The sequence below is a fragment of the Paenibacillus sp. FSL H8-0168 genome, from assembly GCF_038592955.1.
GTDB lineage: Bacteria > Bacillota > Bacilli > Paenibacillales > Paenibacillaceae > Paenibacillus > Paenibacillus polymyxa_B.
In genome coordinates this window covers 115,001-130,958 of record NZ_CP151948.1, presented here as the reverse complement: position 1 = coordinate 130,958, position 15,958 = coordinate 115,001, and the positions used below count along the sequence as shown (strand labels likewise).

Sequence of the window (15,958 nt, the reverse complement as noted above, 5' to 3'; positions counted from 1 at the left end):
AAACTGTGGATAAACCTGTGGACAAGTGCCGTGTTATCCACAATTTTATTCACATCATGTTAACAACGGAATATTTGTTCGTTGGATAATTCCGCGTTTTGAAAGGAGCATTTTCCCAGTGACCACCATGGATCACGCCTATTGGATGAAAGAAGCCATTCAGGAAGCGTATAAGGCAGAAATGTTAGGTGAAGTCCCCATCGGGGCTGTCATCGTAAAAGATAATGAAATCATCGGTCGCGGCTACAATTTGCGCGAGACGGATGCTGACCCAACCGCACATGCAGAGATGGTTGCCATTCGTCAGGCCAGTGAACACTTAGGTGCTTGGCGCCTGCTGGATTGTAGGCTGTATGTCACTTTGGAGCCGTGTCCAATGTGCGCCGGAGCCATTGTTCAATCACGGGTTCCCCATTTGATATACGGAACTACAGATCCCAAGGCAGGCTGCGCAGGCACGCTGATGAATTTATTACAGGAGCCTCGGTTCAATCATTGTACAGAAGTAACCAGTGGTGTACTGCAGGAGGAATGCGCCTCGCTGTTAACGAACTTTTTTCGGCATCTCCGGCAAAAAAGAGCGGCAGCCAGATTGTCTCCTCCCCCATCCTCATCCTGAGGGGGAAAAGTCCAAAACACTTCATCTCATTGCTAATTCCCCATGGAAGGAGACCAACCCATGCCTATGAGCTTGTATAATACGCCTCAAGGTATCTTTTTACGGCCATTTAACTTAGCGGATAGTGAAGCCCTTCTCGCCCTTAGGCAACGTAATAGGGATTCCCATGCGCCTTATGAGCCGCTTTACGAGGATTCATTTTTCACATTAGAGAAACAGCAGGATTATATCCGTCAGAAATTGCGTCAGGCCGAAGAGGATCAAGGTTACGTGTTTGGTATCTTTCTCTTAAAGGAAGAACGGCTCATCGGTTATATCTCTATTTCCAATCTGGTGCGTGGAGTTGGACAATTCGCTGATATCGGCTACATGATGGATCATCATGAACAGGGTAAAGGGCATATGACCGCAGCCTTAAAGTTGATCATACAATATGCCTTTCGTGCCTTATCTCTACATCGTCTCCAAGCGGGTACCCTTTTGCATAATGATCGCTCACAACGTGTATTAAAAAAGTGCGGCTTCCAGCCAGAAGGCATTGCTCGCAAGCTTGTACAGATTCAGGGCGCATGGCAGGATCACCAGATGTTTGGACTTTTAGCTGAGGATGACGTGTGGCAGAGCTAAATGACTGCACAGGGACAACATTAACAGTAAACAAAAAACCGCCCGGCTTATGCCGAGCGGTTTTCTTACATCATATTCGAAAAAAATGATGTTTTGCAATCATGTCATCCCATACTTACGGAGCAACAGTTTGCATTTTTTGTTGCAGCTGTTCCATAGTCAGGACTTGATCACCTGTTGGAATACCCACTTTAAATGCTGCTTTAGCATTGATTTTGCTGTATTGCGTGTAGCCTGTTACGGACAATTTTACATTGTCTTTTGTAGCCGGATCATTCATCTCTACATTCGCATTCAGGTCTTGATACACAGGAATGTTATCCTTGTTCAAAGCTGTGTTAATGTCAAACTGTTTCACTGTCAAGTAATTTTTCAACTCATCCAGCTTTTTGCTAACTTCGCTGGTGTTGGATTGCAATTCTTTCTTCGCTTCAGCCAGTTCTTCTTTCTTCACTTGAAGCATGCCAGCATATTCATCTTTAGACATCACATCAAGGACTTTAGGAAGCGCCTTAGTGATAAATGTATTGGTAGCTTGCTTCACATTGTCGTTCGTAATTTTGAATTGAACGACTTGTTTAGCTTCAACGCCTTGTGGCAATTTAGCGTCTTTAGGATCAATATCAAAGAAGTACGTAGCTTGATCATACTCGTTCATAATAGCAGCAATCACTTCATTCGCAAATTTCTGCGATTTTTCCTGATCCATGGCTGCAGGATTAAATTCTTGTCCTGATTGTTTAGCCAGTTCTTGTGGATCAATGACCAGGAATTTACCTACAACATCCTGTGGAAGTGGGTAAAATGGAATATTAGGAATTTTAACGTACAGTTTATCTTTAGTCATTACCATTGGAATCGTGAAGCTGGTGGAAAGATCACCTTTCAAATGAATGCCGAGCGTCATTTCAGATTGGAAAGGTTCTTTTTGGTATACACCATCCAGCGTAATATCAGCATTTTTCAGCATGCTAGTTACCATTGCACTTTGCTCACTTGGAACAGAAGCGGATGTAATGGTCAGTTCCTTAATCGTGAATTGACTTTTGGATTCATAAGAGTTCAACTTCATTGCATTTGCAGTACCAGTCGTAACAGCTTCCTTCGGTTCTAACTTCTTGCTACAACCTACCAGGGCTACCGTCAAAAGCAACACCATAGTGAGTACCAAGACGGATAACTTTTTACTCATTGTGTAGATTCTCTCCTCTCGTAATTAACCCCTTTTTTATGCTAACAAAAAAATACACACCTCCTATTTTAACTCATATTCTCAACCGGCGAAACACTTATTGGAAAATTTTCTTACAATAAGCACAAAGACACCCTGGCTCTCTTACCAGGGTGTCTTACACTATGCAATATATTTTAGGAGAAAGGTCTGCCTGCTTATGAGCCTTCTCTGTTATGATGATCCACGTGATTCCGCTGTTTCACCTTCTTGGAACCGGATAACGGCTCCTGCTGATGACTACGCTCCCGCTTTTCGTTACTTCCACCAGAATCCTGTGCTTCGGGGACAGGAATGGCTTTAGGCTTGCCCATTTATGCATCCTCCATTCTCAGTCTATATTTGTGGTACATCAACGAATCCGTTTATTACCATTTAAAATAGGACTATAGATGGTGTAGATCTTCCGTTTTATCGTGATTTAGTGAATCCTGATGACGGCGATCATTACGATCCTGCTGCACTTGCTGTGCCTGATGACTATTAACTGGGCGTTGCTCCAAATCATCAACAATGTTAGACAGGTTTTTATCCAGACCGTTTTTGGCTTTTGTCATGTAGTCTTCCTCCTCATTCCTTCATGACCTACGAGTGCGTCAATGACTGTAATGTTTGGGCACATTGGTGAATATGCCGAGTATAATCGGACACTAACTGCTGAATGATATCTGTTCGTTCATCCACAGACTGTCCGTCCCGTTCTACATCGACTAAAGTAACCTGTACTTCCCGGGAGTCTACATAAGTACATGCAAAATCAAAGGAGTACATTTGTCGGCCTTCTACCTCGATATGGATCCGTATAGCCCGGTTGTCAGCTTCATCTGCCTGTACCTGTGATTTGTCCCCTGAATTCAAAAGAATCGGCAGTTGTTCCTGCCAGGCCTCTACCAGCTTTTGCTGATCTACTGTCATTTCTCGATTCATGCCAGCACCTCCACATCTGATAACGTGTGAAAAAAACGAGCTTTTTATACAACAAAAAAGCCACTCTCCACGATTCCTGATCATTAGCTTATAAAGGCCAATGTATCAGCTATCGTATTTGAATGGCTTGGTTTATTTTAGAATATGGCGGAGAGGATGGGATTGTGAACCCATGTGGGCTTGCACTCTAACGGTTTTCAAGACCGTTACTACCTATGAAAAGCCGCCGAGCCTTGGTATGACTGGGTTTGTGAAGTCTAATGCAAGAACCGCTCCAACTGCTAGCCTGTCTGCAACGCTGCCGTGTCCTCCTTTCCATTATCTGGAGGAAACCAGGTGCACGGAGCTGCCCCGATAGCTCATTTTTATTGCACCAAAACTATAATAACTGATTGAGCTTGCTTTCAGGCTCTTCACCATTTTCTACACGTTTTATATTATTTATAAAGAAATCATATCTTTTTTTATGAAATTTTCGACCATCAGGCATTCCTGCTGTATGGGGAGTAAGTATCACATTACCCAGATTCCGGAGCTCACTGTCAATAGGAAGCGGTTCAGATTCAAACACATCCAGGCATGCGCCTGAAATATCCCCGTTTTTTAATGCATCAATCAAGTCTCTTTCGTTGACAATCCCGCCGCGGGCTGTATTGATAAAAAGAGCGGTATTCTTCATTTTCTTGAATGCCGCTTTGTTGATCAGTTGTTTGGTTTGCTGAGACAAGGGTACATGTACACTGACTATATCCGATGTGCTTACAAGAGTATCGAAATCCGTTATTTTCACAAAACCGTCAGATTGTACAAGAGCATTTCTCGCATAAGCCAGCACATTCATATCAAAAACCCTGCAAAATGCAGCTACTTTTTTTCCGATAGCGCCCAAACCGATAATCCCCATCGTTTTGCCTTTTAATTCACTCCCTGTATAGTCCAATTGATTTTCATCCATCCTGTTTTTCATGAAAGTATCAAGAAACGGTATGTTTTTATAATAAGACAATATCAGTGCCATTACGTGCTCGGCCACTGCCTGTGCATTCACTCCTGCAGCATTGGCCACCCAAATGCCGAGCTGTGTACAGGCAGGGACATCTACATTATCAAATCCTGCACCCGTCTGTACCAATCTTAATTTTTTCGCAATAGAAAGCAGGCTGTGATCCACTTTAATATGTTCAGGGATGATTACCTGGCAATCTTCAATATGATGCAGCATTTCTTTTCCGGGCGGGACAATTACAACATTCCATTCTTGAGGAAAATACCTTACAATATTTGATTTCGAGGTCTCGCTAAAATAGCCAACTATGAGAATCTTCATTGCTAAACCACCTTTCATTACCTATACCATTCTTCCAAGAAAACCCGTTTGATGATCTTCATTTTATCCTTTTGAAGAAGAAGTGATTATTTCCATATTATAGACTTCATCGGCAGTACAACCTCTTGAAAGGTCATTGATCGGTGCATTTAGCCGCTGCAGGATCGAACCATATGCCTCAAAGTTTCCAAGACGCTGCGCTACCTTACAACCAATATTACCGGCATGAACACCTGGGAATATGAAAATGTACTATAATAAAGCAACTTTTAGAGCAATGGGTAAGACTTTTGCTGTTCTTGCCGTTTCAACAGCAATCTAATTCCAGTGAAAAAACATTTGACCCCTCGTCTTTATTAACGATAATTTTAAACATAAAGAATAATGTTGTAAAACTCAAATATTTTGTGAGCTATATTAATCATTTCTATATATTGAGGAGGCATTCTATGTATTTTCCTGGGATTGAAGCGTTTTTAGCTATCGTACGGACCGAGAGTATAAGCAAAGCGGCTGAATTGCTGCACCTGTCACAAGCTACGGTGAGCTATCGGTTAAAGACATTGGAACAGGAAATGGGTGGCCTTTTAGTTGAGCGAAGAAAAGGGGCACCCAAAATCAGTCTGACCCCAAAAGGGGAAAACTTTTTTAGCATTGCGGAAAGATGGGATGCTCTCTGGAGGGAAACACAAATCTTGCAGGCTAGCGGTTCGCAGTTAAGTCTGGCAATAAGCGCTGCCGAAAGTATAAGTCAATTTGTTTTGCCTCCTGTATATAGAATGCTTAATCAGCATACCCCGTCCATCCGACTGCAAATTCGTACGCAGCATACTCAGGAAGCTTTTGATAGTATTGAGCGGCGCGAGATGGATGTGGCGTTTGTGGTGCGAGAAATCGTGTCGCCTAGTGTCACTGTTAAACCGTTTTTTACTGAAGAAATGATGCTGTTGCGCCTGGCTGTGTCGGGGCGGCAGGCCGGAGATACTGTTGAAATGGAAGAATTGTCGGCGCAAGACGAAGTCTTCATAAATTGGAATAGAGAGTTTCAATTCAGACATGACCAGTGGTGGGACCCTCTTTGCCCGTCCCGTGTTCATCTGGACTCAGCGGGACTCATCACTACTTTTTTGAAGGACGCCAGACAATGGTCGATAGTTCCCGCTTCGATTGGCGCACATATGATGCGGATGGGAGATTTTGTTCTTCAGAAACTATCGGTATCGGTGCCTCCAAGAATATGCTATAAGGTAACTCATAAGTTTCCAAACCAAGCTTTACACGAGCCCCTTCGTATTCTTGATAACTATCTGCAAGATATATTTGGAATACAATGATCTGACCTGTCGAGATATTAGTTGCAATTGATTATGGGCCTGCAAACTGATGTATGAAAAAAATAGAGTATGCGGTGTAATAGCGTTTGAACAGCCCCTCCAGTGTCAGAATCTCAGGCGATACGCTCGCTCTCTCATCCTGCGCCACCCGAGACGTTTCCAAAACCGATGGACTCAGACGGTCAAGAAACCGCTGGGGAATGTCCAAACTATTCTTCCGCTGCCCGCGTTTACGCGGTTTGCCCCCGTGTTTGTATTCATAATCCTATACCTCCGTCAGATGTTTATCCAACGGTCACGAACACAAAAAAACGCACCACACCGCTATCCAACGGTAAAGTGCGTTTCAATCATACTTGCTACAAATCCTTATGCAGCAAGGAAATTATTAAACTGACGGAGAGGATGGGATTCGAACCCATGTGAGCTTGCACTCTAACGGTTTTCAAGACCGCCCCGTTATGACCGCTTCGGTACCTCTCCAAGTGGTAAATGGATAAAGCTGCTTCCCTTTTAAACATACTCAGGCGCAACAAAATTATTTTACCACAGAACTTCTAAGAATGCAACACTTACTGTTTAGGAGCAATAACCTCAATGCCTCGCATGTATGAACGCAACACTTCTGGAATCACGATGCTTCCGTCCTCTTGCTGATAGTTCTCCAAAATAGCAGCCACAGTCCGCCCTACAGCCAATCCTGAACCGTTCAGCGTATGTACAAATTCAGGCTTTGCCTTCGAATCTGGACGAAACCGGATGTTCGCACGACGCGCTTGGAAGTCTTCCGTATTTGAACAGGAAGAAATCTCACGGTACATGCCACTCTCAGGCAACCATACTTCCAGATCGTACGTTTTGGCAGACGTAAAACCCATATCCCCAGTGCAAAGTGCCAGCACGCGATATGGAAGTCCGAGCAGCTGTAAAACACGCTCAGCGTTATTCGTCATTTTCTCCAATTCCTCATAAGAGGTATCCGGGTGAACCAGCTTAAGCATCTCTACCTTATTGAACTGATGCTGACGGATCAGGCCACGTGTATCACGTCCTGCTGATCCTGCCTCCGAGCGAAAGCAAGAGCTGTATGCCACATAATATTTCGGAAGCTGCTCCGCATTCATAATCTCTTCACGGTGGTAGTTGGTTACCGGAACTTCAGCCGTAGGAATGAGATAATACTCAGTATCACGCAGCTTGAACAAATCTTCTTCAAACTTCGGAAGTTGGCCCGTTCCGTACAAACTGTCCCGATTTACAATGTATGGAGGAAGCATTTCTTCATAACCATGCTCACTGCTGTGCAGATCCATCATAAAGTTAATCAGCGCACGCTCTAATCTTGCTCCCAGTCCTTTGTAGAACGTAAAACGAGAACCCGTTACCTTGGCTGCTGCCTCAAAATCAAGGATATCTAGATCCTGAGCCAATTCCCAATGCGCTTTGGGTGTAAAAGAAAAATCACGCGGCTCCGACCAGCGACGGATTTCTACATTATCCTCTTCCGATGCACCTACAGGTACTGTATCATTAGGAATATTCGGAATAGACATCACCAATTCGTCGATCTGAACTTCCAGTTCGCGTACTTGCTCATCTAATTCTTTGATACGATCGGAGACTTGACGCATTTCTGCAATAAGATCATCCGCATTTTCCTTGTTCTTCTTCAACTTGGCTACTTCACCGGATACCACGTTCCGACGATTTTTGAGCCCTTCACTTTCCTGAAGTAACTCACGACGGCTTACATCCAGATCTGTAAAACCATTAATCAGATCCAGAGATTTCCCCCTGTTCTGCAAAGCTTTCTCAACCCGACCAAGCTCATTACGTAAAATCTTTATATCTAACACAGGTAATCCCTCCTACACTACAAACCTGACTTTCACTATTCGCGGACCATATCCACAAAATATTGATGTAACCGGTAATCGTCTGTTAACTCCGGATGGAAGGATGAAGCCAGCAAATGACCCTGACGGGCTGCCACGATCTCGCCGTTATATTCAGACAGCACATCTACTCCCGTTCCAACAGACTGTATTAATGGCGCGCGTATAAATACAGCACGAACCGGTTCCTCAATCCCTTTAATGTTCAAGTCTGTTTCAAAGCTCTCTCTTTGGCGACCAAATGCATTACGCGATACTGTAATATCCATGAGTCCCAAATGTGCTTCTTCCTGTCCTTGAATCGTTTTAGCCAGTACAATCAATCCCGCGCAAGTGCCAAATACAGGCTTGCCTTGATTGGAAAACTGACGTATAGCCTCTATGAAATCATACTTGCGCATTAGCTTACCAATAGTGGTGCTTTCACCACCGGGAATGATAAGACCGGACAGCTCATTGAGCTGTTCGATCTTCTTCACCGCTATACATTCCGCACCCGCACGCTCAACGCTACGTATATGTTCAGCTACAGCGCCTTGCAGCGACAATACACCTATTTTCATGCCGGTCCCTTCTTTCTTACCAACCACGATCCTGCATGCGCTCATGCGGTGCCAGTTTGGAAATTTCAATGCCTTTCATAGGAGTTCCCAAATTCTTGGAGACTTCTGCAATCAGCTTGTAATCCGTATAATGAGTGGTCGCTTCCACGATTGCACGTGCAAACTTCTCAGGGCTATCCGACTTGAAAATACCAGAACCTACAAAGACGCCATCAGCGCCTAAATGCATCATTAACGCGGCATCGGCAGGTGTTGCTACACCACCCGCTGCAAAGTTGACCACAGGCAGTTTGCCAAGCTCATGCACTTCCAACAGCAGTTCATATGCAACTCCGAGGTTTTTCGCTTCTGCATACAGCTCGTCCTTCGACAAGTTTTGCACCTTGCGAATTTGACCATTGATAAAACGCATATGCCGAACGGCCTCAACAATATTCCCAGTCCCCGGTTCGCCCTTCGTACGGATCATAGATGCACCCTCACCAATACGACGCAGCGCTTCTCCCAGATCCTTGGCTCCACAAACAAATGGAACGGTGAACTCCCGCTTATCAATATGGAAAACTTCATCCGCAGGTGTCAGCACTTCGCTTTCATCGAGATAGTCAACACCGAGAGATTCCAGTACCTTTGCCTCTACATAGTGACCGATACGAGCCTTAGCCATAACAGGAATAGAAACAACCTTCATAACTTCTTCCACAATCGTTGGGTCAGCCATACGAGCAACCCCACCAGCTGCACGGATATCCGAAGGCACCCGTTCAAGAGCCATTACAGCTGTAGCTCCTGCTGCCTCTGCAATTTTAGCCTGCTCAGCGTTCATGACATCCATGATTACGCCACCTTTTTGCATCTCTGCCATACCTCTTTTTACACGCGAAGTTCCCGTTTCCATGTCGTTGCCTCCTATAAGGGTTACGTTTAGATTCTAACTTAATATTTTACCGCACGAATGCCAAATACACAATCATTTCAAGCTGCAAAATAAGTAATGAAAAACAAGGTAGACCGCTTAGCTTCGCTTTTTTAGAAGAGGTTCTTAATTCCCTGGAACAGATCTCCGAAGAAATCACCGATTGCCCGGAAAAGCATCCGGAACCAGCCGCCCTCTTCTACTGCCGTCGTAGTAACCAGATCCACGGTTTTCGTCTGCCCTTTATCCACACCGTCTGTCTTGTACGTGTACGTAATGGTTCCGACTTTGGCCCCTTGCTTCAAAGGTGCCACCAGAGAGCTTGCTGGTGTAATGTTCGTTGTAAAGGTTACCTTAGGATTGCTCGCACCCTTAGGTACGATAAAGCTTACTGCATCCTTGGTGACGATCGGTACTTCTGTTTCCGTGCCTTTGGTCACTGGAACATTCTCAACACCCTTAACCACCGTCTTTGGAGCAATAACCTGCTTCACTTCAAAATTATCAAAACCATAGTTCAGCACTTTAGCTGTCTCTGTAAAACGGTGTGCATCTGAATCAGCTCCCATAACTACACTGATGAGACGCATTCCGTTGCGTTCAGCGGTTCCTGTAAAACAGTTTCCAGCATTAGCCGTGTGGCCTGTTTTCATCCCGTCTAAACCTGGGTAAGCAAACTTTCTAAAGTTAGTAATATTTTTGTTTGCTTCTAGCATCCAGTTATAGTTAATAATCGGCGCCTTGTCAGTAGGACGGAATTTGTAAGATTGAATTGTCGTAAATCGTGTGTAATCTGGATGATCTTTAATGATGTAACCAGCCAGAGTAGCTGCATCTCTCGCTGTCATCACAGTTTCCCGGTCTGTATCCGGCTGGAAGCCTTTCGGCATATCACCACGGTCCAAACCAGTCGAGTTGATAAAATACGTATTTTTCATGCCCATTTTCTGAGCTGTTTCATTCATTAGTTTTACAAAGTCCTGCTCAGTTCCAGATACGCGTTCAGCAAGGGCTACTGTTGCATCATTAGCAGAACCTACCGCCATTGCAATATAAAGCTCTTCTACCGTATGTTGATCCCCTTGAGCCAAAAAAATACGTGATCCAATGCTCTTAGAAGCATTCTCGTTAACCGTAACTTTATCCGTCCACTTGAGTTTACCTTGCTTAACCTGTTCAGCCACGATGTATTCTGTCATCATTTTAGTCATACTTGCTGGCGGAAGTGGCTCATCTGGGTTCATAGACAGCAATACTTGCCCAGTGGAAGGCTCGATCAAAATGGCGGAACGTAGTGCCAGACTAGGAGGATTAATAGAACCTGTCCCCGTAATATTGGTTGCCTGTGTTGCCGCTCCAGCTGCAAAAGTAGCCACGCTCGAATCGAAATTGCCTACCACAGGCAATGCCGACATATACATCATATTAAGCACCAAGACTGCAGTCACACTCTTTTTAATCATGCTGCGTTTTTTATTCTGCTTTAAAATGTTCGCTTTCAAATGAATACAAACTCCTCTCGTACCTTAACCCGATCGCTATGAATAACGAGACGGTGGTTACAGCCTCTACTTGGCCAATGTAATTAATGTTTAAGTGTTATAAAATCCAGTTTCACTTCGTTTGCTTAGTTGTATCCTGTCATGAGCATTTTCTGCTCGAATCTTCTTTACTGGTAGGAATCGTCCAAAAGACCTACGTGTCCTAATTCGTCAATAGTTTCGTCAAAAAGGCGGACACTTGTCTATTCTATCACAGGGGTATCTCTAAAAAAAGACAGGCAGAGCGAAATACGCTCTGCCTGTCGTCAAGTCTACTACAGCCGAACTTTATAGAGAGTAATTTGGTGCTTCTTTCGTAATTTGCACATCATGCGGATGGCTCTCACGCAGACCAGCGCCTGTAATACGGATAAAGCTTGTATCGTTACGAAGCTCCTCAATATTAGCTGTACCGCAATAACCCATACCGGAACGAAGACCGCCCAACAGCTGATGAACAGTGTCGGAAAGTGGTCCTTTATAAGCAACGCGTCCTTCAATGCCTTCCGGTACCAATTTCTTGTCGTCATCTTGGAAATAACGATCTTTACTACCTTGCTTCATCGCAGCCATAGAACCCATACCACGATATACTTTAAAGCGGCGTCCTTGATAAATTTCAGATTCGCCTGGGCTTTCTTCCGTACCTGCAAAAAGACTTCCCAGCATTACCGCAGAAGCGCCTGCCGCAATGGCCTTTGTAATTTCACCGGAGTATTTAATACCACCGTCTGCAATGATCGGAATATTATATTCACGTGCTACTGTTGCACAATCATAAATTGCTGTTACTTGTGGAACACCTATCCCTGCGATTACGCGTGTTGTACAGATGGAGCCTGGACCAATACCGACTTTTACGACAGATGCTCCTGCTTCAATCAATTCGCGCGTTCCGTCACCAGTAGCTACATTACCTGCTACAATCGTCAGATCAGGATAAGCTTCACGTAGCTTGCGGACCGCTTCAATAATGTTAATATGATGGCCGTGAGCAGAGTCCACAACAATCATATCCACACCAGCTTTTACAAGTGCTTCAGTCCGATCAAATGTATCCTTGGAAATGCCGACAGCCGCACCGACCAGAAGACGCCCTTGTGCATCTTTCGCTGCGTTCGGAAATTGAATAGCTTTCTCAATATCTTTAATGGTGATAAGTCCTTTGAGATAATTTTCATCATCGACCAAAGGGAGCTTTTCAATTTTATGCTTTTGCAAAATGACTTCCGCTTCCTGTAAAGTCGTACCCACAGGTGCAGTTACCAGTTCTTCCTTCGTCATGACTTCACTGATTTTAAGGTTAAAATCGTGAATAAAGCGAAGATCGCGGTTAGTAATAATACCCACCAGTTTGTTTTCTTCATTTACAACAGGTACACCAGAAATACGGTATTTACCCATAACTGCTTCAGCATCAGATACCAAATGATCCGGAGTCAATGAGAATGGATTGGTGATAACACCGCTCTCCGAACGTTTAACCCGATCCACCTCTACTGCTTGCTGTTCAATCGACATATTTTTATGAATAATACCGATACCGCCCTCACGAGCCATCGCAATTGCCAACACTGCCTCAGTAACAGTATCCATACCAGCACTCATCAAAGGAATATTCAGCTTCACGTTATCACTCAAACGAGTCGCCACGCTTACTTCTTTGGGCAGAACCACCGACTTGCGAGGTACCAGCAAAACATCGTCAAAGGTAAGGCCTTCCTTACCGAATTTATCTTCCCACACCAAGATGATCCTCCTTCAAATTGTTTAGTCTGTATTGGTCTTGTTGTCTGTCCGACATGGACAAATCAAGGCTCTCTGAAAATATATTATTGCAATCTTAGCAAAGCGGTATAGGGGTGTCAAGCCTTCATCAATAGCCCTAACCTTTAGTATTTCCCTGTACAAACAACTGTACTCCTACGAAGGACAACCTTTAAAAATAAGCGTTTCCAAAGGTAATAGCTATTCACAAAAGCATATCTCCTCTTTGAATACGCAGCATAGAAGCAATTGTATAAGTGGTTTGTACCGTAATATACCAAAGAGGACCATGATCTCATTGAGATCATGGTCCTCTTTACTTGTTGCTTGGCGACGTCCTACTCTCCCAGGACCCTGCGGTCCAAGTACCATCGGCGCTGGAGGGCTTAACGGTCGTGTTCGGGATGGGTACGTGTGGAACCCCTCCGCTATCGCCACCAAACATGAATTTGCTGTGCAAATTCTACATTCAAGGTTACACCCTGAAAACTGGATCCGAAACTCATTTGCGTTTTATTTTTAGGATAAGCCCTCGACCGATTAGTATTGGTCAGCTCCATGCATTACTGCACTTCCACCCCCAACCTATCTACCTCGTCGTCTTCAAGGGGTCTTACTAATTGGGAAATCTCATCTTGAGGGGGGCTTCACGCTTAGATGCTTTCAGCGCTTATCCCTTCCGTACATAGCTACCCAGCGGTGCTCCTGGCGGAACAACTGGTACACCAGCGGTACGTCCATCCCGGTCCTCTCGTACTAAGGACAGCTCCTCTCAAATTTCCTACGCCCACGACAGATAGGGACCGAACTGTCTCACGACGTTCTGAACCCAGCTCGCGTACCGCTTTAATGGGCGAACAGCCCAACCCTTGGGACCTACTTCAGCCCCAGGATGCGATGAGCCGACATCGAGGTGCCAAACCTCCCCGTCGATGTGGACTCTTGGGGGAGATAAGCCTGTTATCCCCAGGGTAGCTTTTATCCGTTGAGCGATGGCCCTTCCATGCGGTACCACCGGATCACTAAGCCCGACTTTCGTCCCTGCTCGACTTGTAGGTCTCGCAGTCAAGCTCCCTTCTGCCTTTGCACTCTTCGAATGATTTCCAACCATTCTGAGGGAACCTTGGGGCGCCTCCGTTACTCTTTAGGAGGCGACCGCCCCAGTCAAACTGCCCACCTGACACTGTCCTCGCACCGGATCACGGTACCAAGTTAGAACCTAGATACGATCAGGGTGGTATCCCAAGGATGCCTCCTCTCAAGCTGGCGCTCAAGATTCTACGGCTCCCACCTATCCTGTACAGATCGTACCCAAATTCAATATCAAGCTGCAGTAAAGCTCCATGGGGTCTTTCCGTCTTGTCGCGGGTAACCTGCATCTTCACAGGTATTAAAATTTCACCGGATCTCTCGTTGAGACAGCGCCCAAGTCGTTACGCCATTCGTGCGGGTCAGAATTTACCTGACAAGGAATTTCGCTACCTTAGGACCGTTATAGTTACGGCCGCCGTTTACTGGGGCTTCGGTTCATAGCTTCGCCCGAAGGCTTACCACTCCCCTTAACCTTCCAGCACCGGGCAGGCGTCAGCCCGTATACTTCGCCTTGCGGCTTCGCACAGACCTGTGTTTTTGCTAAACAGTCGCTTGGGCCTTTTCACTGCGGCCCCCTCGGGCTATTCACCCTACCGAGGCACCCCTTCTCCCGAAGTTACGGGGTCATTTTGCCGAGTTCCTTAACGAGAGTTCTTCCGCGCGCCTTAGAATTCTCTTCTCGCCTACCTGTGTCGGTTTGCGGTACGGGCACCTTCTCCTGGCTAGAGGCTTTTCTTGGCAGTCTGAGATCATGACCTTCGCTACTACAATTTTCGCTCCCCATCACAGCCCAGCCTTAACGATGTGCGGATTTGCCTACACATCAGCCTCACTGCTTAGACGGACATCCATCAGTCCGCGTCACTACCCTACTGCGTCACCCCATCGCTCATAACGGATTACGGTGGTACAGGAATTTCGACCTGTTGTCCTTCGACTACGCCTATCGGCCTCGCCTTAGGTCCCGACTTACCCTGAGCGGACGAACCTTCCTCAGGAACCCTTAGGCTTTCGGCGGATCTGATTCTCACAGATCTTTTCGTTACTCATACCGGCATTCTCACTTGAATGCAGTCCAGCGCTCCTTACGGTACACCTTCAACCCGCATTCAACGCTCCCCTACCCCTGATGCAAGCATCAAGCCATAGCTTCGGTGGTGTGTTTAGCCCCGTTACATTTTCGGCGCAGAGTCACTCGACCAGTGAGCTATTACGCACTCTTTCAATGGTGGCTGCTTCTAAGCCAACATCCTGGTTGTCTGTGCAACTCCACATCCTTTCCCACTTAACACACACTTGGGGACCTTAGCTGATGGTCTGGGCTGTTTCCCTTTCGACAATGGATCTTAGCACTCACTGTCTGACTCCCGGAACTAAATCTATGGCATTCGGAGTTTGACTGAGCTTGGTAACCCTTGCGGGCCCCGCACCCAATCAGTGCTCTACCTCCACGATTCTTTTTTCCGAGGCTAGCCCTAAAGCTATTTCGGGGAGAACCAGCTATCTCCGGGTTCGATTGGAATTTCTCCGCTACCCCCACCTCATCCCCGCATTTTTCAACATGCGTGGGTTCGGGCCTCCAGTGCGTGTTACCGCACCTTCACCCTGGACAGGGGTAGATCACCCGGTTTCGGGTCTACGTCCACGTACTCATTCGCCCTATTCAGACTCGCTTTCGCTGCGGCTTCAGCTCTTCACCTTAACCTTGCACGGGAACGTAACTCGCCGGTTCATTCTACAAAAGGCACGCCATCACCCATAGATCGGGCTCTGACTTCTTGTAAGCACACGGTTTCAGGATCTATTTCACTCCCCTTCCGGGGTGCTTTTCACCTTTCCCTCACGGTACTGCTTCACTATCGGTCGCCAGGGAGTATTTAGCCTTGGCAGATGGTCCTGCCGGATTCATACGGGGTTTCACGTGCCCCGCACTACTCGGGATCCGTCTCGGAGAGAACAAGTTTTGAACTACAGGGCTTTTACCTTCTCTGGCGGGCCTTTCCAGACCTCTTCATCTAACCGGTTCCTTTGTAACTCCATGTGAGACGTCCCACAACCCCAAGGAGCAAGCTCCTTGGTTTGGGCTAATCCGCGTTCGCTCGCCGCTACTGACGGAATC

Annotated in this window: 14 protein-coding genes, 2 tRNA genes, 2 rRNA genes and 1 pseudogene (1 of these 19 only partly in view); 3 read left to right on the top strand and 16 right to left on the bottom strand. The window is 45.9% G+C overall.

Translation table 11 applies throughout. From position 1 onward, the window contains the following. Nucleotides 1–118 precede the first annotated feature (118 nt). Nucleotides 119–619 (top strand): tRNA adenosine(34) deaminase TadA, encoded by a 501-nt coding sequence (gene tadA, locus MHI21_RS00520; protein ID WP_061831822.1) that lies wholly within the window; start codon nucleotides 119–121, stop codon nucleotides 617–619. A 60-nt stretch (nucleotides 620–679) separates the two neighbouring features. Next, entirely contained in the window at nucleotides 680–1,246 is a 567-nt protein-coding gene (locus MHI21_RS00515; protein ID WP_165179777.1) for a GNAT family protein, read from the top strand. A 115-nt stretch (nucleotides 1,247–1,361) separates the two neighbouring features. Here the strand turns inward: MHI21_RS00515 and MHI21_RS00510 are convergent, their stop codons facing one another. The 7 genes and pseudogenes from MHI21_RS00510 to MHI21_RS00480 all read right to left on the bottom strand — a co-directional run. Then, a complete protein-coding gene (locus MHI21_RS00510; protein WP_165179776.1) occupies nucleotides 1,362–2,438 on the bottom strand; it encodes a hypothetical protein in 1,077 nt (358 codons plus the stop codon). 197 nt (nucleotides 2,439–2,635) lie between these two features. Next, complete coding sequence (locus MHI21_RS00505; RefSeq protein WP_029514956.1) at nucleotides 2,636–2,791, bottom strand: small acid-soluble spore protein P; 156 nt, start codon at nucleotides 2,789–2,791, stop codon at nucleotides 2,636–2,638. Between the two features lie 72 nt (nucleotides 2,792–2,863). Next, complete coding sequence (locus tag MHI21_RS00500; protein ID WP_007428073.1) at nucleotides 2,864–3,034, bottom strand: hypothetical protein; 171 nt, start codon at nucleotides 3,032–3,034, stop codon at nucleotides 2,864–2,866. 28 nt (nucleotides 3,035–3,062) lie between these two features. Beyond that, entirely contained in the window at nucleotides 3,063–3,404 is a 342-nt protein-coding gene (locus MHI21_RS00495; RefSeq protein WP_061831825.1) for a hypothetical protein, read from the bottom strand. A gap of 145 nt (nucleotides 3,405–3,549) precedes the next feature. Then, a tRNA-Ser gene (locus MHI21_RS00490) sits at nucleotides 3,550–3,680 on the bottom strand. Between the two features lie 103 nt (nucleotides 3,681–3,783). Beyond that, the gene (locus MHI21_RS00485; RefSeq protein ID WP_342419190.1) at nucleotides 3,784–4,731 is read right to left on the bottom strand and encodes an NAD(P)-dependent oxidoreductase; all 948 of its coding nucleotides are present in this window, start codon (nucleotides 4,729–4,731) and stop codon (nucleotides 3,784–3,786) included. A gap of 63 nt (nucleotides 4,732–4,794) precedes the next feature. Continuing rightward, nucleotides 4,795–4,980 (bottom strand): annotated as a pseudogene (locus MHI21_RS00480) (phosphate acyltransferase); the annotation flags it as partial. Between the two features lie 200 nt (nucleotides 4,981–5,180). Here MHI21_RS00480 and MHI21_RS00475 point away from each other — a divergent pair. Next, a complete protein-coding gene (locus MHI21_RS00475; protein WP_235306867.1) occupies nucleotides 5,181–6,065 on the top strand; it encodes a LysR family transcriptional regulator in 885 nt (294 codons plus the stop codon). Nucleotides 6,066–6,096: 31 nt separating this feature from the next. Here MHI21_RS00475 and MHI21_RS00470 read toward each other — a convergent pair whose 3' ends face one another. The 9 genes from MHI21_RS00470 to MHI21_RS00430 form a co-directional block, all read right to left on the bottom strand. Continuing rightward, nucleotides 6,097–6,273 (bottom strand): hypothetical protein, encoded by a 177-nt coding sequence (locus MHI21_RS00470; RefSeq protein ID WP_342419189.1) that lies wholly within the window; start codon nucleotides 6,271–6,273, stop codon nucleotides 6,097–6,099. Between the two features lie 189 nt (nucleotides 6,274–6,462). Further along, nucleotides 6,463–6,548: transfer RNA gene (locus MHI21_RS00465), tRNA-Ser, on the bottom strand. Between the two features lie 89 nt (nucleotides 6,549–6,637). Beyond that, nucleotides 6,638–7,921 (bottom strand): serine--tRNA ligase, encoded by a 1,284-nt coding sequence (gene serS, locus MHI21_RS00460; RefSeq protein WP_341162609.1) that lies wholly within the window; start codon nucleotides 7,919–7,921, stop codon nucleotides 6,638–6,640. 35 nt (nucleotides 7,922–7,956) lie between these two features. Then, on the bottom strand, nucleotides 7,957–8,523 hold the full coding sequence (gene pdxT / locus MHI21_RS00455; protein ID WP_013308175.1) for a pyridoxal 5'-phosphate synthase glutaminase subunit PdxT: 567 nt from the start codon (nucleotides 8,521–8,523) through the stop codon (nucleotides 7,957–7,959). Nucleotides 8,524–8,539: 16 nt separating this feature from the next. Next, complete coding sequence (gene pdxS / locus MHI21_RS00450; protein WP_061831829.1) at nucleotides 8,540–9,421, bottom strand: pyridoxal 5'-phosphate synthase lyase subunit PdxS; 882 nt, start codon at nucleotides 9,419–9,421, stop codon at nucleotides 8,540–8,542. Nucleotides 9,422–9,552: 131 nt separating this feature from the next. Then, entirely contained in the window at nucleotides 9,553–10,941 is a 1,389-nt protein-coding gene (locus MHI21_RS00445) for a D-alanyl-D-alanine carboxypeptidase family protein (protein WP_342419188.1), read from the bottom strand. Between the two features lie 327 nt (nucleotides 10,942–11,268). Beyond that, nucleotides 11,269–12,726, bottom strand: coding sequence for an IMP dehydrogenase (guaB, locus tag MHI21_RS00440; RefSeq protein ID WP_013308172.1), 1,458 nt, complete (start codon nucleotides 12,724–12,726; stop codon nucleotides 11,269–11,271). 346 nt (nucleotides 12,727–13,072) lie between these two features. Further along, nucleotides 13,073–13,189: ribosomal RNA gene (gene rrf / locus MHI21_RS00435) — 5S ribosomal RNA — on the bottom strand. Nucleotides 13,190–13,267: 78 nt separating this feature from the next. Then, nucleotides 13,268–15,958 (bottom strand): 23S ribosomal RNA (locus MHI21_RS00430); it runs 235 nt beyond the window's last position.

Coding starts and splice junctions, on each gene's coding strand:
- MHI21_RS00515 (WP_165179777.1), top strand. CDS start 680: ATGCCTATGAGCTTGTATAATACGCCTCAAGGTATCTTTTTACGGCCA.
- MHI21_RS00475 (WP_235306867.1), top strand. CDS start 5,181: ATGTATTTTCCTGGGATTGAAGCGTTTTTAGCTATCGTACGGACCGAG.
- MHI21_RS00510 (WP_165179776.1), bottom strand. CDS start 2,438: ATGAGTAAAAAGTTATCCGTCTTGGTACTCACTATGGTGTTGCTTTTG.
- MHI21_RS00505 (WP_029514956.1), bottom strand. CDS start 2,791: ATGGGCAAGCCTAAAGCCATTCCTGTCCCCGAAGCACAGGATTCTGGT.
- MHI21_RS00485 (WP_342419190.1), bottom strand. CDS start 4,731: ATGAAGATTCTCATAGTTGGCTATTTTAGCGAGACCTCGAAATCAAAT.
- MHI21_RS00500 (WP_007428073.1), bottom strand. CDS start 3,034: ATGACAAAAGCCAAAAACGGTCTGGATAAAAACCTGTCTAACATTGTT.
- MHI21_RS00495 (WP_061831825.1), bottom strand. CDS start 3,404: ATGAATCGAGAAATGACAGTAGATCAGCAAAAGCTGGTAGAGGCCTGG.
- pdxT (WP_013308175.1), bottom strand. CDS start 8,523: ATGAAAATAGGTGTATTGTCGCTGCAAGGCGCTGTAGCTGAACATATA.
- pdxS (WP_061831829.1), bottom strand. CDS start 9,421: ATGGAAACGGGAACTTCGCGTGTAAAAAGAGGTATGGCAGAGATGCAA.